This window comes from Duganella margarita, assembly GCF_009857535.1.
Lineage (GTDB): Bacteria > Pseudomonadota > Gammaproteobacteria > Burkholderiales > Burkholderiaceae_D > Rugamonas > Rugamonas margarita.
Genome location: NZ_WWCS01000002.1, coordinates 182,441 through 206,853 on the forward strand (window position 1 = coordinate 182,441; position 24,413 = coordinate 206,853).

25 protein-coding genes are annotated in these 24,413 nt (G+C 62.7%); 11 read left to right on the forward strand and 14 right to left on the reverse strand.

Annotation, left to right across the window (positions count from 1 at the left end; all coding sequences use genetic code 11):
• The first annotated feature begins 3 nt into the window (after positions 1-3).
• Positions 4-939: a UDP-3-O-acyl-N-acetylglucosamine deacetylase gene (lpxC, locus tag GTP55_RS03385; protein WP_161043571.1), complete on the forward strand. Its 936-nt coding sequence runs from the start codon at positions 4-6 to the stop codon at positions 937-939.
• Positions 940-943: 4 nt separating this feature from the next.
• Here the strand turns inward: lpxC and GTP55_RS03390 are convergent, their stop codons facing one another.
• Positions 944-1,441, reverse strand: coding sequence for a DciA family protein (locus GTP55_RS03390; protein WP_161043572.1), 498 nt, complete (start codon positions 1,439-1,441; stop codon positions 944-946).
• A 211-nt stretch (positions 1,442-1,652) separates the two neighbouring features.
• On the opposite strand from GTP55_RS03390, the gene secA reads away from it, so the two are divergent.
• Entirely contained in the window at positions 1,653-4,436 is a 2,784-nt protein-coding gene (gene secA / locus GTP55_RS03395) for a preprotein translocase subunit SecA (protein WP_161043573.1), read from the forward strand.
• A gap of 82 nt (positions 4,437-4,518) precedes the next feature.
• Positions 4,519-5,706, forward strand: coding sequence for a sensor histidine kinase (locus GTP55_RS03400; protein WP_161043574.1), 1,188 nt, complete (start codon positions 4,519-4,521; stop codon positions 5,704-5,706).
• Between the two features lie 13 nt (positions 5,707-5,719).
• Here GTP55_RS03400 and GTP55_RS03405 read toward each other — a convergent pair whose 3' ends face one another.
• Positions 5,720-6,139, reverse strand: coding sequence for a DUF4019 domain-containing protein (locus GTP55_RS03405; protein ID WP_161043575.1), 420 nt, complete (start codon positions 6,137-6,139; stop codon positions 5,720-5,722).
• 163 nt (positions 6,140-6,302) lie between these two features.
• Between GTP55_RS03405 and GTP55_RS03410 the strand changes: the two genes are divergently transcribed.
• Positions 6,303-7,340 (forward strand): DUF4351 domain-containing protein, encoded by a 1,038-nt coding sequence (locus GTP55_RS03410; protein ID WP_161043576.1) that lies wholly within the window; start codon positions 6,303-6,305, stop codon positions 7,338-7,340.
• A gap of 7 nt (positions 7,341-7,347) precedes the next feature.
• Here the strand turns inward: GTP55_RS03410 and GTP55_RS03415 are convergent, their stop codons facing one another.
• The 3 genes from GTP55_RS03415 to GTP55_RS03425 form a co-directional block, all read right to left on the reverse strand.
• Positions 7,348-9,306 (reverse strand): sensor histidine kinase, encoded by a 1,959-nt coding sequence (locus tag GTP55_RS03415; protein ID WP_229257717.1) that lies wholly within the window; start codon positions 9,304-9,306, stop codon positions 7,348-7,350.
• 111 nt (positions 9,307-9,417) lie between these two features.
• Positions 9,418-9,825, reverse strand: coding sequence for a type 2 periplasmic-binding domain-containing protein (locus GTP55_RS03420; RefSeq protein ID WP_110847251.1), 408 nt, complete (start codon positions 9,823-9,825; stop codon positions 9,418-9,420).
• A gap of 16 nt (positions 9,826-9,841) precedes the next feature.
• Positions 9,842-11,059 carry a porin gene (locus tag GTP55_RS03425; protein ID WP_161043578.1) on the reverse strand — a complete coding sequence of 406 codons (1,218 nt, stop codon included), beginning with the start codon at positions 11,057-11,059 and terminating at the stop codon, positions 9,842-9,844.
• Positions 11,060-11,388: 329 nt separating this feature from the next.
• Here GTP55_RS03425 and argJ point away from each other — a divergent pair, with 329 nt between their 5' ends.
• From argJ to GTP55_RS03455, 6 genes are all read left to right on the forward strand, one after another.
• Positions 11,389-12,639: a bifunctional glutamate N-acetyltransferase/amino-acid acetyltransferase ArgJ gene (gene argJ, locus GTP55_RS03430; protein WP_161043579.1), complete on the forward strand. Its 1,251-nt coding sequence runs from the start codon at positions 11,389-11,391 to the stop codon at positions 12,637-12,639.
• A gap of 1 nt (position 12,640) precedes the next feature.
• On the forward strand, positions 12,641-13,510 hold the full coding sequence (locus tag GTP55_RS03435) for an ATP-binding protein (RefSeq protein ID WP_161043580.1): 870 nt from the start codon (positions 12,641-12,643) through the stop codon (positions 13,508-13,510).
• A complete protein-coding gene (locus tag GTP55_RS03440; RefSeq protein WP_161043581.1) occupies positions 13,507-13,896 on the forward strand; it encodes an NUDIX domain-containing protein in 390 nt (129 codons plus the stop codon). Before GTP55_RS03435 ends, GTP55_RS03440 begins: the two co-directional genes overlap by 4 nt.
• Positions 13,897-14,000: 104 nt before the next feature.
• A complete protein-coding gene (locus GTP55_RS03445) occupies positions 14,001-14,537 on the forward strand; it encodes a DUF3455 domain-containing protein (RefSeq protein ID WP_161043582.1) in 537 nt (178 codons plus the stop codon).
• Between the two features lie 19 nt (positions 14,538-14,556).
• Positions 14,557-15,111 carry a sigma-70 family RNA polymerase sigma factor gene (locus GTP55_RS03450; protein WP_161043583.1) on the forward strand — a complete coding sequence of 185 codons (555 nt, stop codon included), beginning with the start codon at positions 14,557-14,559 and terminating at the stop codon, positions 15,109-15,111.
• Complete coding sequence (locus tag GTP55_RS03455; RefSeq protein WP_161043584.1) at positions 15,108-15,824, forward strand: anti-sigma factor; 717 nt, start codon at positions 15,108-15,110, stop codon at positions 15,822-15,824. Before GTP55_RS03450 ends, GTP55_RS03455 begins: the two co-directional genes overlap by 4 nt.
• 6 nt (positions 15,825-15,830) lie before the next feature.
• Here GTP55_RS03455 and GTP55_RS03460 read toward each other — a convergent pair whose 3' ends face one another.
• From GTP55_RS03460 to GTP55_RS03475, 4 genes are all read right to left on the reverse strand, one after another.
• Positions 15,831-16,004: a DNA gyrase inhibitor YacG gene (locus GTP55_RS03460; RefSeq protein WP_161043585.1), complete on the reverse strand. Its 174-nt coding sequence runs from the start codon at positions 16,002-16,004 to the stop codon at positions 15,831-15,833.
• Positions 16,005-16,015: 11 nt separating this feature from the next.
• A complete protein-coding gene (gene zapD / locus GTP55_RS03465) occupies positions 16,016-16,771 on the reverse strand; it encodes a cell division protein ZapD (protein ID WP_161043586.1) in 756 nt (251 codons plus the stop codon).
• Between the two features lie 101 nt (positions 16,772-16,872).
• Complete coding sequence (coaE, locus tag GTP55_RS03470) at positions 16,873-17,481, reverse strand: dephospho-CoA kinase (RefSeq protein WP_161043587.1); 609 nt, start codon at positions 17,479-17,481, stop codon at positions 16,873-16,875.
• Positions 17,478-18,350 (reverse strand): prepilin peptidase, encoded by an 873-nt coding sequence (locus GTP55_RS03475; protein ID WP_161043588.1) that lies wholly within the window; start codon positions 18,348-18,350, stop codon positions 17,478-17,480. Before GTP55_RS03475 ends, coaE begins: the two co-directional genes overlap by 4 nt.
• A gap of 156 nt (positions 18,351-18,506) precedes the next feature.
• On the opposite strand from GTP55_RS03475, the gene GTP55_RS03480 reads away from it, so the two are divergent.
• The gene (locus GTP55_RS03480) at positions 18,507-19,286 is read left to right on the forward strand and encodes a sensor histidine kinase (protein WP_161043589.1); all 780 of its coding nucleotides are present in this window, start codon (positions 18,507-18,509) and stop codon (positions 19,284-19,286) included.
• Here the strand turns inward: GTP55_RS03480 and GTP55_RS03485 are convergent.
• The 5 genes from GTP55_RS03485 to GTP55_RS03505 all read right to left on the reverse strand — a co-directional run bounded on the left by GTP55_RS03485 (position 19,269) and on the right by GTP55_RS03505 (position 24,379).
• On the reverse strand, positions 19,269-20,492 hold the full coding sequence (locus tag GTP55_RS03485) for a type II secretion system F family protein (RefSeq protein ID WP_161043590.1): 1,224 nt from the start codon (positions 20,490-20,492) through the stop codon (positions 19,269-19,271). The two genes, GTP55_RS03480 and GTP55_RS03485, sit on opposite strands and share 18 nt — an antisense overlap.
• Before the next feature lie 12 nt (positions 20,493-20,504).
• Positions 20,505-22,235 (reverse strand): type IV-A pilus assembly ATPase PilB, encoded by a 1,731-nt coding sequence (pilB, locus tag GTP55_RS03490; RefSeq protein ID WP_161043591.1) that lies wholly within the window; start codon positions 22,233-22,235, stop codon positions 20,505-20,507.
• A 120-nt stretch (positions 22,236-22,355) separates the two neighbouring features.
• Positions 22,356-23,645 (reverse strand): HlyC/CorC family transporter, encoded by a 1,290-nt coding sequence (locus tag GTP55_RS03495; protein ID WP_161043592.1) that lies wholly within the window; start codon positions 23,643-23,645, stop codon positions 22,356-22,358.
• A gap of 129 nt (positions 23,646-23,774) precedes the next feature.
• Entirely contained in the window at positions 23,775-24,104 is a 330-nt protein-coding gene (locus GTP55_RS03500) for a FlxA-like family protein (RefSeq protein WP_161043593.1), read from the reverse strand.
• 44 nt (positions 24,105-24,148) lie between these two features.
• Positions 24,149-24,379, reverse strand: coding sequence for a pentapeptide MXKDX repeat protein (locus GTP55_RS03505; RefSeq protein ID WP_161043594.1), 231 nt, complete (start codon positions 24,377-24,379; stop codon positions 24,149-24,151).
• Between the last annotated feature and the right edge of the window lie 34 nt (positions 24,380-24,413).

A 24,413-nucleotide genomic window follows, 5' to 3' on the forward strand; every position in this document is an offset into this window, starting at 1 on the left:
CTGATGTTAAAACAACGCACTATCAAAGAACTGGTCCGCACCACGGGTGTGGGCCTGCACTCCGGCACCAAGGTCGAACTGACCTTGCGCCCGGCCGCGCCGGATACCGGCATCGTGTTCCGCCGCGTCGACCTCGACCCGATGGTGGAATTCCCGTCGAGCGCGATGGCGGTGGGGGATACCCGCATGGCCTCGGTGCTGGTGAAGGATGGCGCGCGCGTCTCCACCGTCGAGCACCTGATGTCGGCCTGCGCCGGGCTCGGGATTGACAATCTGTACATCGAAGTCAGCGCCGAAGAAATTCCGATCATGGATGGCTCGGCGTCGTCCTTTGTATTCTTGTTGCAACAGGCGGGCGTGCTGGAGCAGCCGGCGGCGAAGAAATTCATCCGCGTGCTGAAGCCGGTCGAAATCCGCGAAGGCACGGGCGACAGGGAAAAATGGGCGCGTTTGCTGCCGCATGACGGCTTCAAGCTGGACTTCTTCATCGAATTCAACCACCCGGCGGTGGACGGCACGCAGCAGCGCGCGCATGTGGATTTCGGTGACGTCTCGTACGTGCACGACGTGGCGCGCGCACGCACCTTCGGTTTCATGCAGGACGTGGAAATGCTGCGCGGCATCGGCCTGGCGCGCGGCGGTTCGCTGGAAAACGCGATTGTGATGGACGAGTACCGCATCCTGAATTCGGACGGTCTGCGTTATGAAGACGAGTTCGTGCGCCACAAGATCCTCGACGCGATTGGCGACCTGTACCTGGTCGGCCATCCGCTGCTGGCCAGCTACGAGGCGCACAAATCCGGCCACGCGCTGAACAACCAGCTGCTGCTGGAGTTGCTCAAGCATCCGGACGCCTACGAAATCGTCACCTTCGACAACAACGACGCCGCACCGCAATCCTATGTGCGCCAGATGGCGCGTGAGTGGGCACTAACTTAAGTGGTTAACCGCCGCCCGCGCGGCGGCGCGCCACCATGGCTTTGACGGCGTCGATCAGCGGGCTGTTCTGCGGGCTGGCTTCCAGCGAGCTGCTGAGCTGATCGAAGGCTTCCACCGCCGCCGGCGGCAGTTCCAGCGCCCGCATTTTTTCCTTGATCTCGACCGCCTTGGTCATCTGGACCTTGAGCTTGACGGCGGCCACCTGCCAGCCGCGCCGCGCCAGCGTATCTTGCAGCTTTGGCAATTGCTGCTTCAACTTGGCCGCCAGCGCCGTGGTCGGCACCGACAGGATCAGCTGGCTGTCCTCGAACGCCAGGATCTCGCAGTGCTTGAACATGGCCGGCAGGCAGTCGGCGCAATCCTTCTGCAGGCGCGCCATGCGCTCGATGGCCGGCAGCAGCGCCGCCATGCGGTCGTTGCGGCGCAGAAAGTCGGTGGCGCCGACGGCAGTAGGGCGTTTGAGTGAGATATTGGAGGAGTTGAAGCGCATGCGGCGAAACATATCACAGATCGCCGCCTCTCCCTAAAATGCTGACCAGCGGTTAAAATCGGGTTGATTTTGTGACATTGTTCACCTAGCGGCTATTGTTATATAGGCCAATATCCCAATGTACCAGCGGACGCGTGATAAAATCACCGTCTTTTGCCATAGTCCAACTCAGTGCGTCAAGGCGCAGAGCTTTTTTTAACGGCGTTTTTTCAAGAACTCAAGCATGTCTTTTCTGACCAAGATTTTCGGCAGCCGCAATCAGCGCCTGCTCAAGCAATACCAAAAAACGGTACGCGAGATCAATGCGCTCGAACCGGCAATGGAAAAACTGTCGGACGCCGAGCTGCAAGCCAAAACGCCCGCCTTCAAGGCGCGCATCGCCAATGGCGAGACGCTGGACCAGATTCTGCCGGAAGCGTTTGCGGTCTGCCGCGAAGCGTCCAAGCGCGTGATGAAGATGCGTCACTTCGACGTGCAGATGATCGGCGGTATGGTGCTGCATTACGGCAAAATCGCCGAAATGGGCACCGGTGAAGGCAAAACCCTGACCGCGACCCTGCCGGCCTACCTGAATGCGCTGTCCGGCCAGGGCGTGCACATCGTCACCGTCAATGATTATCTGGCGCAGCGCGATGCCGAGACCATGGCCAAGCTGTACAGCTGGCTCGGCCTGACCACCGGCATCAACCTGTCGCAGATGGAGCACGCCACCAAGCAGGCCGCCTACGCGTCGGACATCACCTACGGCACCAACAACGAATTCGGTTTCGACTACCTGCGCGACAACATGGTGTTCGACGCCAAGGACCGCGTGCAGCGCGTGCTGAACTTCGGCATCGTCGATGAGGTCGACTCGATCCTGATCGATGAGGCGCGAACCCCGCTGATCATCTCCGGCCAGGCCGAGAATCATACCGATCTGTACTACAAGATCAACGAACTGCCGAAACTGCTGACGCTGCAAGTTGGCGAAGAAACCCCGGACGGCAAGGGCAAGGTTGAAGTCCCAGGCGATTACACCAAGGACGAAAAAGCCCACCAGGTGCTGCTGACCGAAGCCGGTCACGAAAAAGCCGAAGCCATCCTGACCCAGATGGGTCTGCTGCCGGAAGGCGCGTCGCTGTACGACTCGGCCAACATCACGCTGGTGCACCACCTGTATGCCGCGCTGCGCGCGCATGCGCTGTACTTCAAGGATCAGCACTACGTGGTGCAGAACAATGAAGTGGTGATCGTCGATGAATTCACCGGCCGTCTGATGACCGGCCGCCGCTGGTCCGACGGCTTGCACCAGGCGGTCGAGGCGAAAGAGGGCGTCAAGATCCAGAACGAGAACCAGACGCTGGCCTCGATCACCTTCCAGAACTACTTCCGCATGTATGCCAAGCTGTCCGGCATGACCGGCACGGCCGATACCGAAGCCTACGAATTCCAGGAAATTTATGGCCTGGAAACCGTGGTGATTCCACCGAACCGTCCATCGGCCCGCAAGGACCGCCAGGACCAGGTGTACAAATCGGCGCAAGAGAAGTACAACGCCATGATGCTGGAAATCCGCGAGTGCTACGAGCGCGGCCAGCCAGTGCTGGTGGGTACCACGTCGATTGAAAACTCGGAACTGCTGTCGAGCATTCTGACCGCCGCCGGTCTGCCGCACAACGTGCTGAACGCGAAGCAACACGCCCGCGAAGCCGAGATCATCGCCCAGGCCGGTTCGCCGAAAGCCATCACCATCGCCACCAACATGGCCGGCCGCGGTACCGACATCGTGCTGGGCGGTAACGTTGAAAAACAAATCCAGTTCATCGAAGCCAATCCGGATCTGAGCGACGCCGACAAGGCGGCCCAGGCCCAGGCGCTGCGCGACGGCTGGCAGGCGCTGCACGAACAAGTGGTGGCGGCTGGCGGTCTGCATATCGTCGGTACCGAGCGTCACGAATCGCGCCGCGTCGATAATCAGCTGCGTGGCCGTGCCGCCCGTCAGGGTGACCCGGGCATGTCGCGCTTCTTCCTGTCGCTGGACGATCCGCTGCTGCGCATCTTTGCCGGCGACCGCGTGCGCGCCGTCATGGACCGCCTGAAGATGCCGGAAGGCGAACCGATCGAGGCGGGCATCGTGTCGCGCTCCATCGAATCGGCGCAGCGCAAGGTTGAGGCGCGTAACTTCGATATCCGTAAGCAACTGCTGGAATACGATGACGTCGCCAACGACCAGCGTAAAGTGATTTACCAGCAGCGTAACGAGCTGCTGGAAGCGGTCGATATTTCGGAACTGATCCAGTCGCTGCGTCACGGCGCCTTTACCGACCTGGTGCGCGAATACGTGCCGGCCGAATCGGTGGAAGAACAGTGGAACCTGAAAGGCCTGCAAGCCGCCCTGGCAGCCGAATGGCAGATCGACCTGCCGCTGGTGTCGATGGTGGAAGCCGAGCCGAATCTGAACGACGACGACATTCTGGAACGTGTGATCGCTGCTGCCGATGCGCTGTACCAGTCGAAAATCGACATCGTCGGCAAGGAATCGTTCGGCGGCTTCGAGCGTAACGTGATGTTGCAATCGGTCGACTCGCACTGGCGCGAGCACCTGGCGGCGCTGGATCACCTGCGCCAGGGTATCCATCTGCGCGGTTATGCCCAGAAGAATCCGAAGCAGGAATACAAGCGCGAAGCGTTCGAACTGTTCGGCCAGATGCTGGAGATGATCAAGAACGAAGTCGTCAAGCTGATCATGACCGTGCGCATCCAGTCGCGGGAAGAGATCGATGCGGCGGAAGCGGCGATGCAGCAGTCGCACGTAGAAAACGTCAGCTACCAGCACGCCGCCTTCGACCCGAGCGCGGCGCCGGAAGACCTGCTGGCGCCACCGCAATACACCGGCCTGCCGCCGGAACTGCAAAACCTGAGCGGCGAGCAGCTGATGGAACTGGGCCTGAAAGTCGGCCGCAATGATCCATGCCCATGCGGCAGTGGCAAGAAATACAAAGCCTGCCACGGCAAGCTGGCGTAACAAGCCGGTCTGTTAGACAATGAACCCGTAACGCTGCAAAGCTTTACGGGTTTTTTATTTGGCAAGATAGCGGAGGCGCGCCATGCAGCAGACTTTGGATGCGGATATCGCGACAATCGCGAAAATCAGCGCGGTGCCGACGATATTGGAGGCGGTGGCCGAGCTGACCGGACTGGGGTTTGTCGGCATCGCGCGGGTCACGCCGACCTCGTGGCATGCCTGCGCCGTGCTGGATAAACTCGGCTACGGTCTGGGTCCCGGCAGTGAACTCGATATCAGCACCACGCTGTGCCAGGAAGTGCAACATACGCACTGCGCGGTCATCATCGACTCGGTCAGCGAGAGCGAGCAATACCGCGATCACCATACACCCCGGATCTACGGTTTCGAGAGCTATTTCTCGATCCCGCTGTATCGTCCCAGCGGCGAGTACTTCGGTTCCCTGTGCGGACTGCACCGCGAAAAAGCCGAGCTCAACAAAGCGGCTACGCGCAACACGCTGATGCTGTTTGCCGACCTGATCAGCCGCCAGCTGGCCAGCGAAGTGGTGCTGGACGAGGCCCAGGCCGCCCTCAGCGACGAGATGAAGACGGCCAAGCTGCGCGAACAGTTCATCGCCATGCTGGGGCACGATATCCGCACGCCGCTGAGCACCATCATGAACGGCACCGAAATCCTGCGGCTGCGCGCGCCGGAATCGCTGAAGCCGCTGCTGGACACCATGCACCGCAGCAGCCACCGCATCGCCTCGCTGATCGACGATGTCACCGATTTCACGCGCGGGCGGATGGGGGGCGGTATCTCGCTCAACCTGCGCCATGAGAGCCATCTGGAAACCTCGCTGCAGCAGGCGATTGCTGAGCTGCAAAGCGTGTTCCCGCAACGTCAGATTGTCGCCGAACTACCGCACGGCATCGCGCTGTTCTGCGATGCGCCGCGGCTGGTGCAGCTGCTGTCCAATCTGCTGAAGAACGCGATCATCCACGGCAGCCCGGCGGCGCCGGTGCAGGTGGAGGTGCAGCAGGCCAACGGCATGTTTGAACTGTCGGTGCGCAATAGCGGACCGGCCATTCCCGAGGAAAAGCAGGCGCAGCTGTTCAAGCCGTTCTGGCGCGCGGACAATGCGACCGGCGGCCAAGGGCTGGGACTGGGTCTGTTCATCGCGTCGGAAATCGCCATCTCGCACGGCGGCGTGCTGGAGGTGATATCGACTGACAACGCCACCACCTTCACCTACCGTGCCCGCATCGCCGGGCCGGTTCAGGCGTGATAGCGTAATTTCCTTACTTGGCCGGTTTCTTGTCGTCCGCCAGGATGCCGTACCCGGAGACGCGCCATACGCCATCCTTCTCGCGCACGGTGGTCACGCTTTCGTGGACGTTGTGATTGTTCTCGTAGTCGGCCACGTACTCGAAGGTGATGGTGGCCGGCTTGACGCTGGCCGACTTGTAGCTGCGTCCCTTCAGCGCGCCCAGCGGCAGATGAACGGTACTGGCCAACAAGTTCCAGGCGATCTTGGGCATATCCTTGCGCACGCTTTCGGCGCCGCTGTTCCAGGCGGCGGAATATTCCTCCGCATCCATCAGCTTCATGAAGCGTTCGGTGGCGGCACGCGCATCGCTCACCTCCGCGGCGCCTTGGGCGAAAGCGCCGCCGCTGGCCAACAGCATACCGGCCAGCACAAGGGAAGACAGTTTTTTCATCAGAAAATCTCCGGGTAAATGAACTCAGTACATCCTAAGCCGGATTGCCCAGCCAAGTTACCCGCATGCGATGAACTGCAAAAAATGGCTACCCAGCTGTAGGGTTCGCAGGGATTTTGTATTGCGTCAAAGCGGTCCAATCGCGCTCGGTGATACTGGCCGGATGCCGAACGCCACCCCATCCGCCCGCTATGACTCGCCCTGGAAGGCGGCGTTGACGCATGCCTTCCGGGCCTTCATGTGTTTCTTTTTCCGCGAACTGGCCGCCGAGATCGACTGGACTAAACGGCCGCGCTTCCGTGATAAGGAACTGGCCGGGATCAACCTCGGCGGCAAGCCAGATGGTGTTGTGGCTGACAAACTGGTGGAAGTGGCGCTGCGCAACGGCCGGATACAGTGGGTGCTGGTCCATGTGGAAGTGCAGGCCCAGCGCGATGCGACGCTGGCGCGGCGTGTGCTTGACTACAACTACCGAATTTTCACGCAATATGCGCAGCCGGTCGCCAGCCTGGTATTACTGGCCGATGATGATCCGCACTGGCTTCCGCATGCATTCCATAATGAAGTGCTGGGCACGGTGATGGGCATCTCGTTCGCCAGCGCCAAGCTGATGTCCTACGCGGCGCGTCGCGATGAATTGCTCGTCTCGCACAACCCGTTCGCCTGGATCACGTTGGCCCACCTGCGCACGCAGCAGGCCCGGCATGACCCTGCTCAGCTCTACGCGGCCAAGTGGCAGTTGACCAAACTTCTGTATCAACATGGGTGGCGCAAACAGCGCATAATTGTGCTGTTCAAAGTAATCGACTGGATGATGGCCTTGCCTGAGCTGTATCAGGAGCGTTACTGGCGGGCTCTTTTAAAGCTGGAAAGGGAGCGGAAGATGGAATGGATCAGCCCACTGGAACAGTCGTTCATCGACAAAGGCTGGCGCAAAGGCCTGAAGCAAGGCATCGAGCAAGGCATGGAGCGGGGGCGCGAACAAGGCCTGGAGCAGGGCTTGGAACGAGGGATTGAGCAGGGCCTGGCGCTGGGGCGCAAGGAGGGTGCGTTGGCGCTGCTTGAGCGGCAGCTTACGCGCCGTTTCGGCGCGTTGCCGAAGGCTACGCGGAGCAAGCTGGCGACAGCAACGCTGGAGCAGCTGGAAGCCTGGAGCGATGCGCTACCGGAATCGCAATCGCTGAATCAGCTGTTCGACTAAGCACCACTTATTTCGCCTCCCGCTGCGGCGCCACGCGTGGCAGCAGCATGCGGATGGTGGTGCCGGCGCCCAACGCAGAGTCGATGCTGATGCGCCCGCCCAGCACCCCGGTGACGATGTTGTAGACGATGTTCATGCCCAGCCCGGTGCCGCCCTGGCCCATCCTGGTGGTGAAGAAGGGATCGAACACGCGCCTGAGCACGTCGTCGCCCATGCCGCTGCCGTTGTCGCGGAACGCCAGCGCGATGATGTCGCCTTCCAGCCGCTCGGCGCTGACGGTGATGGCGGCGCCCTGGCGCTGTTCAAACGCATGCGTCAGGGCGTTGGTGATCAGGTTGTTGAGAATCTGATACAGCCCGCCCGGATACGAATCCAGCACCAGCCCGGCCGGGATCTGCAGCGTGACTTCGCACGGCACCCGGCGCAGGCGCGGCATGTAGGTGGCGATGGCGTCCTGCACCGCCGCCAGCAGGTCGAATGCGCGCCGCTGGTCATTAGTCTGGTCGACCGCGATCTGCTTGAACGACGAGATCAGCTCGGCCGCCTTGTGCAGCGAACCGGAGATCAAGGTGCTGGCGGTGCACACCTCGTCCAGGTGCGCGGTCAGTTGCGAACGGCGCAAGCTGCCGGCGCTGACCTGCTGCCCGAAGTCCAGCACGCGGTCGTGCAGGGCGGTGGAGGCCAGCAGGCTGTTGCCGATCGGGGTATTCAGTTCATGCGCGATGCCGGCCACCAGCGAACCCAGCGACGCCATCTTTTCCGACGACAGCAGTTCATGTTGCGTATGGCGCAGCGTTTGCAGCGTGGCGTTCAACTCGCCGTTGGCGCGCTCCAGCGCGGCCGAGCGTTCGCGCACCCGGCTTTCCAGCGAGACGTTGAGATCCTTCAGTTCGCGCTTGGCGTTCAGTTCCTCTGTCAGGTCCAGCAGCGCCCAGATGATGGCGTCGTTGCCGTCCAACGTCAGCGACGACGACCAGATCGCCACGCTGCCGACGCTGCCGTCGGGCAGCAGCACGCCGGCGATCGCGCCTTGCACGGCGCCTTCCTCGCGGTAGATTTGCCAGATGCGTTCGCGCTCGACCGCGCTGGCCCAGAACGGCACTTCGTTGCTGCGCTTACCGATGAGGTTGTCGGCCGCGCTGCCAAAGGTGTGGCGCACCGCGCGGTTGGCGGCGACGATGCGGCCTTCGCGGTCCGACACGGTCAGCGGCAGCGGCGCCATGTCAAACAAGGTTTTAAACCGTGCCTCCGACTCCGACAGCCGCCGCTGCGATTGTTCCAGCTGCGCAATGCGTTCGCGCAGCGCCGCGCTCATGGTGTTCAGCGTGCGCGCGAAGATGGCGATTTCATCGTCGCCATGCACCGGCAGCGCCTTGCTGTAATCGCCCAGCGCCATCTGTTGCGATTCGCCGGTCAGCGCCTGCAGCCGGCGGCCGATGCCGTGCGTGAAGATGTAGAACATCAGCACCCCCAGCGCAAAGCCGGCCAGCGCAATGACGCAGCTTTGCACCAGCACTTCGTCGCGCGCCTGGCGCAGGTCTTTGGTGCTGACGCCGAAGTTGATGCTGCCGATGCGGTTATCGGCCAGCAGCAGCGGTGCGCGCGCGTGCAGGGTAGCGCCGTCGAGCAGCGTGTGCGCGCCTTTGAGATTGTCCCCGGCCTGGCGCAGTTGCGGCGGCAGCGGTTGGTCGCGCTTGCCGACCGCGATGATCGGACTCTCGTGCTCGTCGAGAATGGTGAGATAGCGCAGCAGGCTGTCGTCCGGATCGGACAGCATTTCGGCCAGGTAGGTATTCAGTTCGGGCAGCCGTCCGCGCGTGGCGTACGGACTGAGGGAGAGGTTGAGGGTGACCGCATATTCCTGCGCCACGCGTTCGGCATTGCTGTTGACGGCGTGATTCATCAGCCGCAGGCCGTTCCAGATCAGCAGGCCCACCACCAGCGCCTGCACGATGGCACTCAGCATCAGAAACTTCGCGCGTAGCGATAAACTCAAAACGGTCACTCCTTGGTGGCGGGGCCAGGAGCGCACGCGCCTGCCGCGCGGATGGCGCGGCAGGCTGGCAGGGCGACCTGATTAAGGCAGCGTCAAAATCACTTTGACGGTATCGTCAACTGCCGACTTGTCAATATACCCGATTGCTTTCGGATCGGCAGCAACTGCTTTCTTGACGTCGGCGCTGTTCGGAAACTCCTTCGGTGGCGTGGCCTTGCCGGTAAACACCAGCTTGGACCACAGCGCCTTGACCTGCGCCGCATCCTTGTCCGCGACTTTTTTGTAGAACTCGTTGCGGATGGCGGAACCGTCGGCCTGGTCAACCGGCGTGAACAGGTTGGATTTGCCGAGGAAGAATTGCGACGCCTGTTCCGAGAACATGCGCGTGGCCGGATTCTGCTTGCTGACGATGACGACGATTTCGGCCGAGGCCGGGAGGGCAGCTGCGCCAAGGGCGGACAGCAGCAGAACGCTGAGTAATTTTTTCATTATGGTTGTCTCCCGATCAGAATACGAAGTCCAGGCCGGCAGCGACCACGGTAACGTCTTTGTTGTAGCCGGCGGCTGGCACGTTGATCAGCAGGCCCGATTTGGCTTTCGGCTTGACGCGGTCCACCTGCACTTTCAGCGCCACCGATTTGGCGAAGTCCCAACGCACGCCGACGATGTCCGAGGTTTGCTCGGCCGACGCCAGCAGGCCGGTGACGGCGGTGTTCAGGGCGGGCACGCGCGCCAGTGCGGCTGGCGTGGTGACCGAGCTGCCGGCGCCTTTGGCCGACGCATGCGCGTAGTACGGCAGCACTTTGCCGATGCGGTAGCCGACCATGGTGTACCAGGAGTTGGTGTCCGGCAGGTAGACCGCTTCCTTGGCGCGGCGCTGCGCGTATTCGGCCTGGGCGACGATGTTGTTCCAGTCCATGGTGCCGCCGATCGAGGTGAAGGCGATCTTTTTGCCGGTGGTGAAGGTGAGGTCCGACGCCAGTTGCTTGAAGCCGACGGTGTTGAGCGTGGTGGTCAGGCCGTTGATCGGTTGCAGGTCGTTGATGTGCATGTCGGCGCGCGCGTGCGCGAAGCGCAGCAGGAACGGACCGTATTCGCCCGACACGCTGAGGCCGGCGGCGGGCGCGCGGTAGGTGGCGGTCGAGCCGGCGCCGGACGAGACGAACAGCTTGCCGCGGCTGACGCCGGCAAAGGCCTGGGCCGTGAAGTTCAGTTCGCCAAAGGCATGCTGGTAGTTGATGTCGGCGCCGTCCGAGTTCTCAATCGGGTTCTGGCTGTACATTTCGATCGGCGGACGCATCATGGTGTTGGCGTAGCCGACGTTCTGGTAGTCGGAAATCAGGAAGGTCGGCACCACTACGCGGCCGACGCGCACCGACACTTCATCGTTGATGCGGGCCTTGAGGAAGGCCCAGGTCAGGTCGGTGGTGAAGCTGTGTTCGGTAGCCTTGCGGGTCAGCACCTGCGCGGTGCCGGACAGCCAGTCGTTGATCTTGTACGTTGCTTGCAGGCCGAGGTTGGTGTCGAGGCCGATGCGGGTGCTGTCGCCGACGCCGTCGGCCTGGTTGTAGCGCGCAAACTTCACGTCGTCGGTATTGCTCTTGGCCACGCCCACGGTGCCGAAGCCGCTGATGCTCAGGTTGCCGTCATCCATTGCGCCAGCGTGCGCCTGCATCGCGGCCGTGGCGGCCAATACGGCAGCTACTAAAAGTTGCTTTTTCATGTGATCAATCCTAGGGGGTAGTTGTCGGTGTGACGGTTGTGCCGTCTTTTGTATTTATGAACAATGCGGGGATGGGGCATTCGGTTCTCACCTTAAATCAGTTTCCTCAAAGCATGAAAGAGGAAAACGATAAACCGAACGATCGTACTAAAATTATGTGGTTTTTCTGCGAAAATCCCTGTAAAAACAGCAGGTTGTACGATATCTCTACAGTGATCTTTTAATAAATTTGATGTTCTGTTATCGGCGTACTGGTGGTTACTGCCACGCGGCCGGCAGATCAGGTATTACAATAGCGGCTCCCTCTTTTCACCCACGAGATCACGAATATGGCCGTCAACTCCCCCCTGCCCATCGCCGCCGACCTGAAGCCCGTAGCCGGCATTGAAATCGGCTATGCCGAAGCCGGCATCAAGAAGCCGAATCGCAAGGACGTGCTGGTGATGAAACTGGCGCCGACCGCCACCGTGGCCGGCGTGTTCACGCTGAACCGCTTCTGCGCGGCGCCGGTGCAGATCTCCAAGGCCCACCTGGCCGCCGCAAGGGCTAACTCCGGCGCCAGCGGCAAGCCGATTGCCGCGCTGCTGGTCAACACCGGCAACGCCAACGCCGGCACCGGCGAGCTGGGCCTGTCGCTGGCGAACGAGACCTGCGCCGCGCTGGCCGCGCAGCTGGGCGTGGACGCGGCGCAGATCCTGCCGTTCTCGACCGGCGTGATCCTGGAGCCGCTGCCGGCCGCCAAGGTGATCGCCGGCCTGCCGCAGGCCATCGCCGGCCTGAAGGCCGACAACTGGTACAACGCCGCCGAAGCCATCATGACCACCGACACGCAGCCGAAAGCCGGCTCGCGCACCGTCACCATCGGCGGCCACACGGTCACCATGACCGGCATCTCCAAGGGCGCCGGCATGATCAAGCCGAACATGGCGACCATGCTGGGCTACCTGGCGTTCGACGCCAAGGTGGCGCAGCCGGTGCTGGACCAGCTGGTCAAGCATGCGGCCGATCACTCGTTCAACTGCATCACCATCGATGGCGACACCTCGACCAACGATTCCTTCATGCTGATCGCCACCGGCGCCGGCGCGCTGGAGATCACTTCGGTCGAGCAGCCGGAATACGCACAGCTGCGCGACGCCGTGACCGAACTGTCGCTGTTCCTGGCGCAAGCCATCGTGCGCGACGGCGAAGGCGCCACCAAGTTCATGAGCATCATCGTGGAAGAGGGCGCCAGCGTGGAGGAGTGCCGCAAGATCGCCTATTCGATCGGCCACTCGCCGCTGGTGAAAACCGCCTTTTTCGCCTCCGACCCCAACCTGGGCCGGATCCTGGCCGCGATCGGCTACGCTGGCGTCGACGACCTCGACGTCAGCAAGCTGAACCTCTACCTGGACGACGTCTGGGTGGCCAAGAACGGCGGCCGCAATCCGGACTACAAGGAAGAAGACGGCCAGCGCATCATGAAGCAGAGCGAGATCACGGTGCGCGTCAAGCTGGCGCGCGGCGCGGCCACGGCCACCGTGTACACCTGCGACCTGTCGCACGATTACGTCTCGATCAACGCCGACTACCGCTCGTAAGATGTCGGCCGCCCTCGACCAATTCCTGGCGCGCGCCGAGGCGCTGCTGGCGCGCGTGGAAGCCATCCTGCCGCCGGCTGCGCCGCAGCCCGAGTGGGAGCGTGGCTTTGCGTTCCGCTGGCGCAAACGGGCGAACGGCCCGAGCTATCTGCAGGCGGTGGCGCATGTGTCCAACATCGCGCTGGACGACTTGCAGCACATCGGTCCGCAGAAAGAGCAGATCGAGCAGAACACCCGCCAGTTCGTCGCCGGCAAGCCGGCCAACAACGTGCTGCTGACCGGCGCGCGCGGCACCGGCAAATCGTCGCTGATCAAGGCATGCCTGAACCAGTTCGCCAGGGACGGCCTGCGCCTGATCGAGGTGGACAAGGCCGACCTGGCCGAATTGCCGGACATCGTCGACCTGGTGGCGGCGCGGCCGGAGCGCTTCATCATCTTCTGCGACGACCTGTCGTTTGAAGAAGGCGAGAGCGGCTACAAGGCGCTGAAGGTGGCGCTGGACGGCAGCATCTCGGCGCAGTCGGACAATGTGCTGATTTACGCGACCTCGAACCGCCGTCACCTGCTGCCGGAGCGCATGTCGGACAACATGACCTACAAGCACGACGAGAACGGCGACCTGCATCCGGGCGAGACGGTGGAGGAAAAGATTTCGCTGTCCGAGCGTTTTGGCGTGTGGCTGACGTTCTATCCGTTCCGCCAGGATGATTATCTGGCGATTGTGGGCCACTGGCTGGCCTCGCTGGGCTGCAGCGAGGCGCAGATCGAGGCGGCGCGCGGCGATGCCTTGCGCTGGGCCTTGCAGCGCGGTTCGCGTTCGGGACGCGTGGCATGGCAGTTCGCCAAGGATTACGCGGGGAAGCTGGCATGAAGCCGGTCGATGTGGCAGTAGGGATTCTGGTCAAGCCGAATGGCGATGTGCTGCTGGGGCAGCGTCCGGCCGGCAAGCCGTATGACGGTTACTGGGAATTCCCGGGCGGTAAAGTCGATCCGGGCGAGACGATCCTCGCAGCGCTGAAGCGCGAGTTCGTCGAGGAACTGGGCTTGCAGATCCATAGCGCCGAGGAATGGTGCGGCGTGGAGTATGTGTATCCGCACGCGCATGTGCGGCTGCACTTCTACATCAGCCGCGACTGGTCGGGCGAGCCGCAAAGCCTGGAAGGGCAGGCGTTCGCCTGGCAAGGCACGGTCGGCGTGGAACCGCTGCTGCCGGCCACCATTCCCTTGCTGGAATGGCTGGAGCAGGTGCGCTACTAAAATATTTTTGCACCGCACTGCATCCAAACTGCGTGCTGGCGGGTAGTACAGGTATCAGCAGCGATTTTCGTTCGCTGATCCCTTACAACTACCAGGAGCCATCCATGCAAGCCACTCATACCGCCGCTGTTGCCGCCGCCTTCCTGATGCTGTCCGCCTGCGCCAGCGCGCCGCAGTTTGACCAGCAAGTCCTGCCGCAAGCGGTGCAGGTTCCGGCCGGCCACCGCGTCGCCATGCAAACCGTCGGCGTCGGTGACATCACCTATGAATGCAAGGCCAGGAAAGACGCGGCCGGCCAGTTCGAGTGGACCTTCATCGGGCCGGATGCGGTGCTGAATGACCGCAGCGGCAAAGCCGTCGGCAAATACTTCGGCCCGCCAGCCACCTGGGAAAGCAATGACGGCTCCAAGGTCACCGCCACCCAGCTCGCGGTGGCGCCGGCCGGCACCGGCAATATTCCCCATCAACTGGTGCGGGCCAATCCCTCGGTAGGCATGGGCGCCATGTTCGGCGTCGCCTACATCCAGCGCGTCGCCACCAGGGGCGGCGTGGCGCCGGCCGCCAACTGCACCGCAGCCAACGCCGGCAGCAAGGAAAAAGTGCAGTACCAGGCCGACTATATCTTCTGGAAGGCTGCATGAGTACGGCTATAATCGGCTGATGCCCAGCTCGCCCGACCTGTTCGACTACGATGCCGTGCTGGCCGCCTGCGCGCAGGGCGATCAGCATGCCCTGCATCGCCTGTACCAGCAGGACGGGCGGCACTTGCTCGGCGTGGCGCTGCGCATCGTGCGCCGCCGCGATGTGGCGGAAGACGTGCTGCACGATGCCTTTGTCAGCATCTGGCAGAAGGCGGCCAGCTTCGATGCGGGCCGCGGCGCCGGCCGGGGCTGGGTGTACAGTGTGGTGCGGCACCAGGCGTTAAACGCCTTGCGCGGCAGCGAGCGCGAAGTCGCGGCCGATTCCGACCTGCTCGATGCGTTGCAGGAGGCGCAAGCCGACACGGTGGTCGAGCAGTTCGAACTGCAAGCGACCATGGGGCGGCTGCACGAATGCCTGGCCCACCTCGATAGCGCCAAGCGCAACAGCATTGTGTGCGCGTATGTCGACGGCTGCAGCCACCGCGAAATCGCGGAACGCCTGAAGGCGCCGCTGGGCTCGGTCAAGGCCTGGCTCAAGCGGGGCCTCGCTGCATTGCGGGAGTGCATGGGATGAAGGAAACACCGGAACAATTACAGCAGCTGGCTGGCGAATATGTGCTGGGCACGCTGCTGGGCGACGCGCGGCGCGAGACCGGGCAAAGGCTGGCGCGCGAGCCGCTGCTGCGCGCCGAGGTCGATGCATGGGAACGCCGTCTGCTGCCGCTGACATCGCTGGCGCTGCCAGTCGAACCATCAACGGGGTTGTGGCCGCGCATCGCCGCCAGCGTGCAGGCGCGACCTTCAGCCAGCGACTGGCGCGAGGCGGCAGCGACCGGCTGGCGTCGCTGGTGGCAGGACGTGCGCGTGTGGCGCAGCCTGGCCGGCGGCGCGGTGGCGGCCAGCCTGGTGCTGGCCACGGTGCTGGCGCTGCGGCCGCCGACGCCGGAGGCTGCCTACATGGTGGTGCTGGTGGCGCCGCAGGATCGCGGCGCCGGCTGGGTGGTGCAGACCAGCATGAACCGGCAACTGACATTGACGCCGTTGCGCGGCACCGTGGTGCCGGACCGCAAGGCATTGCAGTTCTGGACCAAGGCGCCGGGCTGGAGCCGGCCGATGTCACTGGGACTGGTGGAGTCGAATCGTTCGCTGAAGCTGGCGCTGGACAAGTTGCCGCCCGTCGAGCCGGATCAGCTGTTTGAAATCACGCTGGAGCCGGCCACCGGTTCGCCGACCGGCAAGCCGACCGGCCCGGTGCTGTATATCGGTACCGCCGTCAAGGTGATGTGACGCGGTTTATTCTTCTTCGAGCGGATCTTTTGGCGGCGCGGCCGGGATGGCATACTTTTCCTCGGCCCAGGCGCCCAGGTCGATTTTCTTGCAGCGCTCCGAGCAGAACGGGCGGAACTTGTTTTCCGGTTTCCACTCAACTTTGGCGGAGCAGGTCGGGCATTCAACAACAGTGGTCATGAGAGCGTACGTTAGAAGTTACAAAGCGTGAGCTCGAATGGTACATCATCTTCCAGTGGCTTGGGTTTCAGGTCGCCGCCTTGCGAGGTGAAGCGCACCCACAGCATGTACTTGTTGGCCGAAATTTCCGGAATCGCGCCCTGCGCTTCGTCCAGCGTCAGGCGCAGCATCTGATACACCTTGCCCTGCAACATCTGCTGATAGCTGCCGGCCACCGCGATCATCTTGACCGGGCCGCCCGAATCGCGCAGCAGGCGCAGCACCAGGGCCAGCGCGTCAAACAGCGGCGCCAGCGGCGTGAACCAGGTAATGATGTCGTTAAAGCGCGCCTCGGCCGGACGCTGCTGCCAGGCGTAGTACGACGGCAAGTCGAACTCGCAGGCGCCGCCGGGTATGATGGTGCGGCCGCGGATGCTCATCAGCCACTCGTTGTCGCGCACGTTCTGGCCGGTCTTGCCCTGCGCCGCCACCAATGCGCTGCTGACGCCGTCCACTTCGGCCAGGATCGCATCGAGCATCTCGGGCGCCACGTTGGGATTCATGCGGTAGCCCAGCAGCGTCTGGCGCTGGCGCTCCAGTTCTTGCAGCAGGTCGGATTTCAGATCGGCGCGGCCGGCGACTTCCAGCATGTCGAAGATGGTGGACAGCGCGACGTGGTGCTGCATCGGATGTTCTTGATGCACAAAGAACTTGAATTTCTCGTACAAATCCTCCAGGCGCAGCAACGTGCGGATGCGCTCGTTGAAAGGATATTCGTAGACGATCAAAATAACATCCCTCTATAGATGGACCTGAATTCTCGTGATTTTGAAGCAAGCCAAGCAAAATTACAAACGTTGCGAAGGCATTATTGCCTTAATCTGCGAAATTACCAGCGAATTTGCAGATATAAGGCATGCAAACGCGCGACTTGGGCCTCCAGTTCCGCGATTCCTGCATTATTGACAATGACGTCATCCGCCGCCGCCAACCTTTGCGCCCGGCTCACCTGCGCCGCCATGATGGCGCGGACCTGGGCTTCCGGCAAATTGTTACGCGCCATCACGCGGGCAATTTGCACCTGTTCCTCACAGTCTACCGCCAGCACGCGCGTGACCCGCGCACGCCATGTCCCCGATTCGATCAGCAGCGGCACCGCATAGATCACGTAGGCGCCGGTGGCGGCCGCGCCGGCCGCCAGCGCGGCGTCGCGGATGCGCGGATGCAGGATGGCTTCCAGCCGCGCCTTGGCGCCGGCGTCGCTGAACACCAGTTCGCGCATGCGGGCGCGGTCCATGGCGCCGCTGGCGTCGGCAAATTCTGGGCCGAATTCGGCGATGATGGCCGGCATGGCCGGACCCTGCGGCGCAGTCATGCTGTGGGCGATCAGGTCGGTGTCGACGATGGTGGCGCCGCGCGCCGCAAACATGTCGGCCACCGTGCTCTTGCCGCTGCCGATGCCGCCGGTCAGGCCAACGGCGAACGGGAGGCTGCTCATGGATGGACGATGCCCATGGTGAGCGCGGTCAGCGGCGCGCCGTACAGCATGGCGATCAGGCCGGCTGCGGCCAGGTAGGGGCCGAACGGAATCGGGTTATTGCGGCCACGCCTGGCGAACACGATCAGGCCGATGCCGACCAGCGCGCCGACCAGCGAGGACAGCAGGATGATGGCCGGCAGCATGGTCCAGCCCATCCACGCGCCGAGCGCGGCCAGCAGCTTGAAGTCGCCATAGCCCATGCCTTCCTTGCCGGTGGCCAGCTTGAACAGCCAGTACACCGCCCACAGCGCCAGGTAGCCGGCCGCCGCGCCGATCACCGCGTCCTGCAGCGGCACGTAGGTGCCGTTGACGTTCATCAGCAGGCCGGCCCACAGCAGCGGATAGGTCAGGTCGTCCGGCAGCAGCTGGGTATCGGCGTCGATGAAGGTGAGGGCGATCAGCAGGTAAAGGAACAGCAGCCCGGCCAGACCGGACCAGCCGCTGCCGAAGCGCCAGATCACCAGCGCCGACAGCGCGCCGGTCATCAGCTCGACCAGCGGATAGCGCGGTGAAATCGGCGCCTTGCAGTTGCTGCATTTGCCGCGCAGCGCGAGCCAGCTGAGCACCGGAATGTTTTCCATGGCGGTGATCTGGTGCTGGCAATGCGGGCAGGCCGAGCGCGGCACCATCAGGTTGTAGCGGGTGGTGTGCGGCAGCGGTTTGTTGCTTTCTTCCGCCACATAGTTGTCCGATTCGCGCTGCATCATGATAGGCAGGCGGTGAATCACGACGTTGAGGAAACTGCCGAACAGCAGGCCGAACAATCCGGCGATGAGACTGATGGCGAGGTCGCCCGCAGGGGCAAACAGCAGGGTCGATTGCAGCATGGGGCGTCAACAAGCATGAATGATCAGGCGCCCAGTGTAAAGCATTGCTGCAACATTGCGGCTGCTTTTTCGGATTGCACTACCCCGTCCGGGAGATAGTCAAAACATTGGTTCAATGGCAAGGTGGTTGCTCCGTTTATAAGCTCGGAGCAAACTTTGTCGTCACCTATTATTTTGCTGCTCGGGCTACTGCTGACCTGTGTGGCGCTGGGCGTCGCCGGGTTGCTGCGTTGGCGGCGCGCACGGCGCGTCTACGAAGACCGCCAGCGCCAGCTGGAGGAACGGGAACGCGTGGCCGCCAGCCTGCACGACACGCTACTGCAAAGCATGCAGGGCATGATCCTGCGCTTCCAGGGCGTCGGCCACCGGCTGGCGATCGACAGCCCGGAACGCGCCACCATCGAGCATATCCTCGACCAGGCCGACGACGTGCTGGCCGAGGGCCGGCATCAGATCCTGGCGCTGCGGGTGCCGGTGGTGTACGGCGACAAACTGAGCCAGGCATTGGCCGCCATCGGCCAGTCGCTGCAGGATAATTTCGCCATTCCCTTCAGCATGACCGTCAGCGGCCGGCCGACGCCGCTCAACGGCGACCGCAGCGAAGACCTGTACGCCATCGCCCGCGAAGCGCTGTACCACGCGTTCCAGCACACCCAGGCCAGCAGCGTCGAGCTCGAGATGGTGTTCGGCTGCGAGTTTTTTTCGGTGTATGTGCGCGACAACGGCGCCGCCACCGCGAAGCCGCTCGGCGGGCTGGCGGCGATGCGCGAACGGGCGGCGCGCCTGTCCGGCACGGTTGATGTGCTGACCTTGCCGGATCAGGGCACCGAGCTGGTGCTGAAAGTGCCCGGCGCGGTGTGCTACCAGACGCCGCGCCAGCTGGGCTGGCGTCACCGGCTGGCGGCGTGGCTGCGGCCGTCAGACCACCGCCCCTAGCTTGAAGATCGGCAGGTACATGGCCACCACCAGGCCGCCGATCAGCACACCCAGGATGACCATGATGGCCGGCTCCATCAGCGCCGACAGCGAGGCCACGGCTTCGTCCACTTCGTCTTCGTAGAAGTCGGCCACCTTGCCCAGCATGGCGTCCAGCGAGCCGGACTCCTCGCCGATGGAGACCATCTGCGTGACCATGTTGGGGAACACGTCGGCGTTCTGCATCGCCACTGTCAGGCTGGTGCCGGTGCTGACCTCGGTCTGGATCTTGCGCGTGGCGTCCAGGTAGACGGCGTTGCCGGCCGCGCCGCCGACCGAGTCGAGCGACTCCACCAGCGGCACGCCGGCCGCGAACATGGTCGACAGCGTGCGGGTCCAGCGGGCGATGGTGGCTTTGCGGATCACTTCGCCGAACACCGGCAGGCGCAGCAGCAGCTTGTCCATGAAGCGCTGCATTTGCAGCGACCGCTGCCAGGCGCGGAAGAAGAAGTAGATGGCGGCGAACAGGCCGCCGAAGATGATGTACCACCATTTGACGAAGAATTCCGACAGCGCCATCACGAACAGCGTCGGCGCCGGCAGGTTGGCGCCGAAGCTGGTGAACACTTCCTTGAAGGCCGGCACCACCCAGATCATGATCACCGCCGTGACCAGGAAGGCCACCGCCAGGATTGATACCGGATAGGTCAGCGCCGACTTGATCTTGCTCTTGATGGCGATCGTCTTTTCCTTGTAGATCGCCAGCCGCGTCAGCAGGTCTTCCAGGATGCCGGCCTGTTCGCCGGCGCCCACCAGGTTGCAGAACAGCGGATCGAAATACAGCGGAAACTTGCGGAACGCCTGGTTGAGGCTGGTGCCGGTCTCGATATCGGCGCGCAAGTCCATCACCAGCTTGGAGACCGACGGATTGGCGTGGCCCTTGCCGACGATGTCGAACGATTGCAGCAGCGGCACGCCGGCTTTCATCATGGTGGCCAGCTGGCGCGTGAACAGCGTGATGTCCTTGTCGGTCACTTTCTTGCCCGAGCGGTACACCTTCTTCTTGACCTTGGTGACCATGATGCCCTGGCGGCGCAGCGTGACGTTGACCACCGCCTCGCCGCCGGCGCGCAGTTCGCCGCGCACGGTCTTGCCGGTTTTGTCCTTGCCTTCCCAGGCGAAGACCGATTCCTTGACCTGATTGCCCGCGCCGCGCGATAGTGCCATGATCTTGTCCCGTTATTCGTTGGTGCAGCCGAGCACTTCTTCCAGGCTGGTGAGGCCACCCTTGACCTTGACCAGGCCGGACTGGCGCAGCGACTTGACGCCTTCCGCCTCCGATTGCGCGGCGATCTGCATGGCGTTGCCGTGCGCCAGGATCAAGCCCTCGATCGCGGGCGTGATCGGCATGATCTGGTAGATGCCGACCCGGCCCTTGTAGCCGCCGCCGTTGCAGCGCTCGCAGCCGACCGGCCCGTAGGGTTTCCAGCTGCCGTCCAGCTCTTCCGGCTTGAAGCCGGCCTTGATCAGCAGCTCGGGCGTGATGTCGACCGGCTGCTTGCAGCTGCACAGGCGGCGCGCCAGGCGCTGGGCGGTAATCAGGATCACCGACGAGGCGATGTTGAACGGCGCTACGCCCATGTTCATCAGCCGCGTCAGCGTCGACGGCGCGTCGTTGGTGTGCAGCGTGGAGAACACCATGTGCCCGGTCTGGGCCGCCTTGATGGCGATGTCGGCGGTCTCCAGGTCGCGGATCTCGCCGACCATGATGATGTCCGGATCCTGGCGCAGAAAGGACTTCAGCGCCACCGGGAAGGTCAGGCCGGCCTTGTCGTTGACGTTGACCTGGTTTACGCCGGGCAGGTTGATCTCGGCCGGGTCTTCGGCGGTGGAGATGTTGATGCCGGGCTTGTTCAGGATGTTGAGGCAGGTGTACAGCGACACCGTCTTGCCGGAGCCGGTCGGCCCGGTCACCAGCACCATGCCGTAGGGCCGCTGGATGGCGTCCAGCAGCAGTTCGCGCTGGTCCGGGTCGTAGCCGAGCGAGTCGATGCCCATCTGCGCCTGGGTGGCGTCCAGGATCCGCATCACGGTTTTCTCGCCGAACAAGGTCGGCAGCGTCGAGATGCGCAGGTCGATGGTCTTGGTCGGCGAGACGATCAGGCGCATGCGGCCGTCCTGCGGCACGCGTTTTTCCGAGATGTCCAGCTTGGCCAGCACCTTGATGCGCGAGACGAGTTTTTCCTTGATTGATATCGGCGGTTGCGCGTGTTCCATCAGCACACCGTCGACGCGGAAGCGGATGCGGTAGAACTTTTCAAACGGTTCGAAGTGCAAGTCGGAGGCGCCGAGGTTGACGGCGTCCATCAGCATCTTGTTGAGAAAGCGCACCACCGGCGCATCCTCGACTTCGTTGGCGGCGTTGTCGGCGGCGGCGCTGGACGTTTCTTCTTCCTCGGCGAACTGGATTTCGGCTTCGTCGCCGGCCAGGTCGGCGATGCTTTGCTCGCTGCTCTGGTTGAGGCGCGCCAGCAGCTGCAGCAGCGCGTCGTGCGCCACGATTACCGGCTCGACCGTGGACTCGGTCTGGAACTTGATCTGGTCCAGCGCCTGCGTATTGGTCGGATCGGAAATCGCCACCGACATCCGGTTGCCGCGCTTGGATAGCGCAATCACGCGCTGCGTCTGCATCAGCTTGTTGTCGATGATCTTGGCCGGCAGTGCCTCGACGCTGAGCGTGTTGACATCCAGCAGTGGGTAGGCAAAGGTGTCGGCGCAGAAGGCGGCCAGCGCCTTCGAGTCAATCGCGCCGCTGGACAGCAGCACATCGATGAACGCCAGCTTGTCCGCGACGGATTTTTTTTGCAAGGCTTCGGCCTGGACGGCGGAGAGCCGTCCTGCTTGCATCAATGCCCGCGCCAGTCCCGGCATCGGGGCGCCTGGCACTGCGTTCGGAAGGACTGCGGCCATAGAAGCGTCGGTCAGGTTGGGAGGCAATCTCACAATCATGCTCTCAGGCATTATTTTTGTAAAGCCTGCTTACCCGATTTTACTCCGCTCTGTTGCGCCCGCCCACGCGTTTGCGCGGTTTTAGCGGTGCGACTGGCCGGGCGGACGTCGCAATTTGACGACTTTGATGGCCTGGTCGTGGACCTGTACCACTTCAATGATGCACTGGTCGACCTTGATGCTGATCGGCGCGTCTGGAATTTCTTGCAACAGTTCCAGCAGCATGCCGTTCAGGGTCTTGGGACCGTCGAGCGGGAAGGACAGGCCGAGGCGCTTGTTGACGTCGCGCAGCGGGGTGGCGCCGTCCAGCAGGCATTCGCCGCTGGCGTCCCAGCCGAAGCTGTCGGCCTTGGCGGCGCCCGGCGTGGACGTGGTGAATTCGCCAATCATTTCTTCGATGATGTCGTCCAGCGTGACCAGGCCCTGCACTTCGCCGTATTCATCGACGATGATGCCGAGCCGTTCCTTGTTCTCCTGGAAGTACTGCAGCTGGGTGAACAGCCGGGTGTCCTGCGGGATGAAGTAGGGCGTGGTCAACAGTTCGCGGAAGTGCTCGATGGTCAGCTCTTCTTCCTGGTTCAGCAGCGCCACCGCCTTGCGCACGTGCAGGATGCCGACGATGCGGTTGATCTCGCCTTCGTAGACGGGCAGCTTGTTGTGGTAGCAGGTGGTCAGCTCGCGCTTGATTTCCTCGACCGGCAATTCCAGGTTGAGCGCCTCGACCTGCGCGCGCGGCGTCATGATGTCTTCGACCGAGACGGTCTCCAGGTCGAACAGGTTGAGCAGGATGCTCTTGTGCTTCTGGGGGATGAAATTGCCTCCCTCCAGCACGATCGAGCGCAGCTCTTCCGGCGACAGGCGCGGGTCGTGCGCGTGCGAGCCGGCCTTGATGCCGAACACTTTCAGCAGCTGCGACACGAACAGGTTGACGAACCAGATCATCGGCTTGGCCAGCGCCATCAGCGGCTTGAGGATCATGCTGGTCGGCAGGGCGATTTTTTCCGGGAAGGTGGCGCCGATGACTTTCGGCGAAATCTCGGCGAACACGATCAACAGGAAGGCCACCACGCCGGTGGAGACGGTGATGACGTTGTCGTCGTGGCCGAAAGTCTGGATCGCCAGCGAGGTGACCAGCGCGGTGGCGGCGGCGTTGAACAGCGTATTGGCGATCAGCACCAGCGACAGCAGCTTGTCGGTGCGGTCCAGCAGCCACAGCGTGGTGGCGGCGCGACGGCTGCCGCGTTTGGCTTCATGGCGCAGGCGATAGCGATTGGCCGCCATCAAGGCGGTTTCCGCCATCGCGAAGAAGGCTGAACACAGGATCAGGAAGAAGAGTGCAAGCAATTGCACCCAAAGGGGCACGGTATCCAAGGGTCACCGTAAAGAATCTTGCATGGGAAGGTGGCGAACCGGTCAGGCGCCAGCAGAAAGCAACAGTCTCGAATTCTAAGTCAATGATGAGTTGGATGCAAGTTTGTCTATGCGGCAGGTGCGTCCGTCTCAGGCAAAGACATCGATCAGGCTGCCATAGCCCGTTATTGCGGATGAGGCCGCCGCTGGTGGGTTTACCGGCGGGGCTGTCTGGCGGTCAGGGCGATTTTCCGCCTGCGCGATACGCTGTTCAATCTGGCTGATGCGCGCCGATATGGCTTGAATATCCGACTTGCCTTGCGGTGTTTTGGCGGACGCGCAATTGACGCAGTCGGACAACTGCTTTTGATACCGTTCTAGCTGCGCCTGCAAACTGGTGGCGGACGGCGCCCCTCCACCATAAGCGGTAGAGGCGGCCGAGGTGGTCGCGGAAGCGGCAACTGTCAGGGATGATGACATGGCGGATTCTCAGGCGTGCCCGGCGTGGTGGCCGGGCGCGGCGATTATTTTTTCATCGCGTCTTTGGCCATGTCATCCTTCTTCATGTCGTCCTTTTTCATCTCGTCCTTGGCCATTTTGTCCTTGTGCATCGGCTTTTTCATGGCGTCTTTTTTCATGCCGTCCTTGGCCATGGCGTCCTTGGACATCTCGTCTTTCTTCATCGCGTCCTGGGCGTAGACGGCGCCGGACATCATCAGGCAAGCGGCGATCAGGGTGGTGGTGATTTTGTTCATGATGTTTCCTCTGTGAGTAAAATTAGACAACGTG

What these genes read in the sequence shown, in the direction of transcription:
- GTP55_RS03415 (WP_229257717.1), bottom strand. Translation starts at nt 9,306, where the DNA reads ATGCTGAGTGCCATCGTGCAGGCGCTGGTGGTGGGCCTGCTGATCTGG.
- GTP55_RS03425 (WP_161043578.1), bottom strand. Translation starts at nt 11,059, where the DNA reads ATGAAAAAGCAACTTTTAGTAGCTGCCGTATTGGCCGCCACGGCCGCG.
- GTP55_RS03420 (WP_110847251.1), bottom strand. Translation starts at nt 9,825, where the DNA reads ATGAAAAAATTACTCAGCGTTCTGCTGCTGTCCGCCCTTGGCGCAGCT.
- GTP55_RS03390 (WP_161043572.1), bottom strand. Translation starts at nt 1,441, where the DNA reads ATGTTTCGCCGCATGCGCTTCAACTCCTCCAATATCTCACTCAAACGC.
- GTP55_RS03450 (WP_161043583.1), top strand. Translation starts at nt 14,557, where the DNA reads ATGCCCAGCTCGCCCGACCTGTTCGACTACGATGCCGTGCTGGCCGCC.
- GTP55_RS03505 (WP_161043594.1), bottom strand. Translation starts at nt 24,379, where the DNA reads ATGAACAAAATCACCACCACCCTGATCGCCGCTTGCCTGATGATGTCC.
- GTP55_RS03440 (WP_161043581.1), top strand. Translation starts at nt 13,507, where the DNA reads ATGAAGCCGGTCGATGTGGCAGTAGGGATTCTGGTCAAGCCGAATGGC.
- GTP55_RS03435 (WP_161043580.1), top strand. Translation starts at nt 12,641, where the DNA reads ATGTCGGCCGCCCTCGACCAATTCCTGGCGCGCGCCGAGGCGCTGCTG.
- GTP55_RS03475 (WP_161043588.1), bottom strand. Translation starts at nt 18,350, where the DNA reads ATGCTGCAATCGACCCTGCTGTTTGCCCCTGCGGGCGACCTCGCCATC.
- GTP55_RS03405 (WP_161043575.1), bottom strand. Translation starts at nt 6,139, where the DNA reads ATGAAAAAACTGTCTTCCCTTGTGCTGGCCGGTATGCTGTTGGCCAGC.
- GTP55_RS03400 (WP_161043574.1), top strand. Translation starts at nt 4,519, where the DNA reads ATGCAGCAGACTTTGGATGCGGATATCGCGACAATCGCGAAAATCAGC.
- GTP55_RS03485 (WP_161043590.1), bottom strand. Translation starts at nt 20,492, where the DNA reads ATGGCACTATCGCGCGGCGCGGGCAATCAGGTCAAGGAATCGGTCTTC.
- pilB (WP_161043591.1), bottom strand. Translation starts at nt 22,235, where the DNA reads ATGGCCGCAGTCCTTCCGAACGCAGTGCCAGGCGCCCCGATGCCGGGA.
- lpxC (WP_161043571.1), top strand. Translation starts at nt 4, where the DNA reads ATGTTAAAACAACGCACTATCAAAGAACTGGTCCGCACCACGGGTGTG.
- GTP55_RS03410 (WP_161043576.1), top strand. Translation starts at nt 6,303, where the DNA reads ATGCCGAACGCCACCCCATCCGCCCGCTATGACTCGCCCTGGAAGGCG.
- GTP55_RS03500 (WP_161043593.1), bottom strand. Translation starts at nt 24,104, where the DNA reads ATGTCATCATCCCTGACAGTTGCCGCTTCCGCGACCACCTCGGCCGCC.
- GTP55_RS03455 (WP_161043584.1), top strand. Translation starts at nt 15,108, where the DNA reads ATGAAGGAAACACCGGAACAATTACAGCAGCTGGCTGGCGAATATGTG.
- secA (WP_161043573.1), top strand. Translation starts at nt 1,653, where the DNA reads ATGTCTTTTCTGACCAAGATTTTCGGCAGCCGCAATCAGCGCCTGCTC.
- GTP55_RS03460 (WP_161043585.1), bottom strand. Translation starts at nt 16,004, where the DNA reads ATGACCACTGTTGTTGAATGCCCGACCTGCTCCGCCAAAGTTGAGTGG.
- argJ (WP_161043579.1), top strand. Translation starts at nt 11,389, where the DNA reads ATGGCCGTCAACTCCCCCCTGCCCATCGCCGCCGACCTGAAGCCCGTA.
- coaE (WP_161043587.1), bottom strand. Translation starts at nt 17,481, where the DNA reads ATGAGCAGCCTCCCGTTCGCCGTTGGCCTGACCGGCGGCATCGGCAGC.
- GTP55_RS03445 (WP_161043582.1), top strand. Translation starts at nt 14,001, where the DNA reads ATGCAAGCCACTCATACCGCCGCTGTTGCCGCCGCCTTCCTGATGCTG.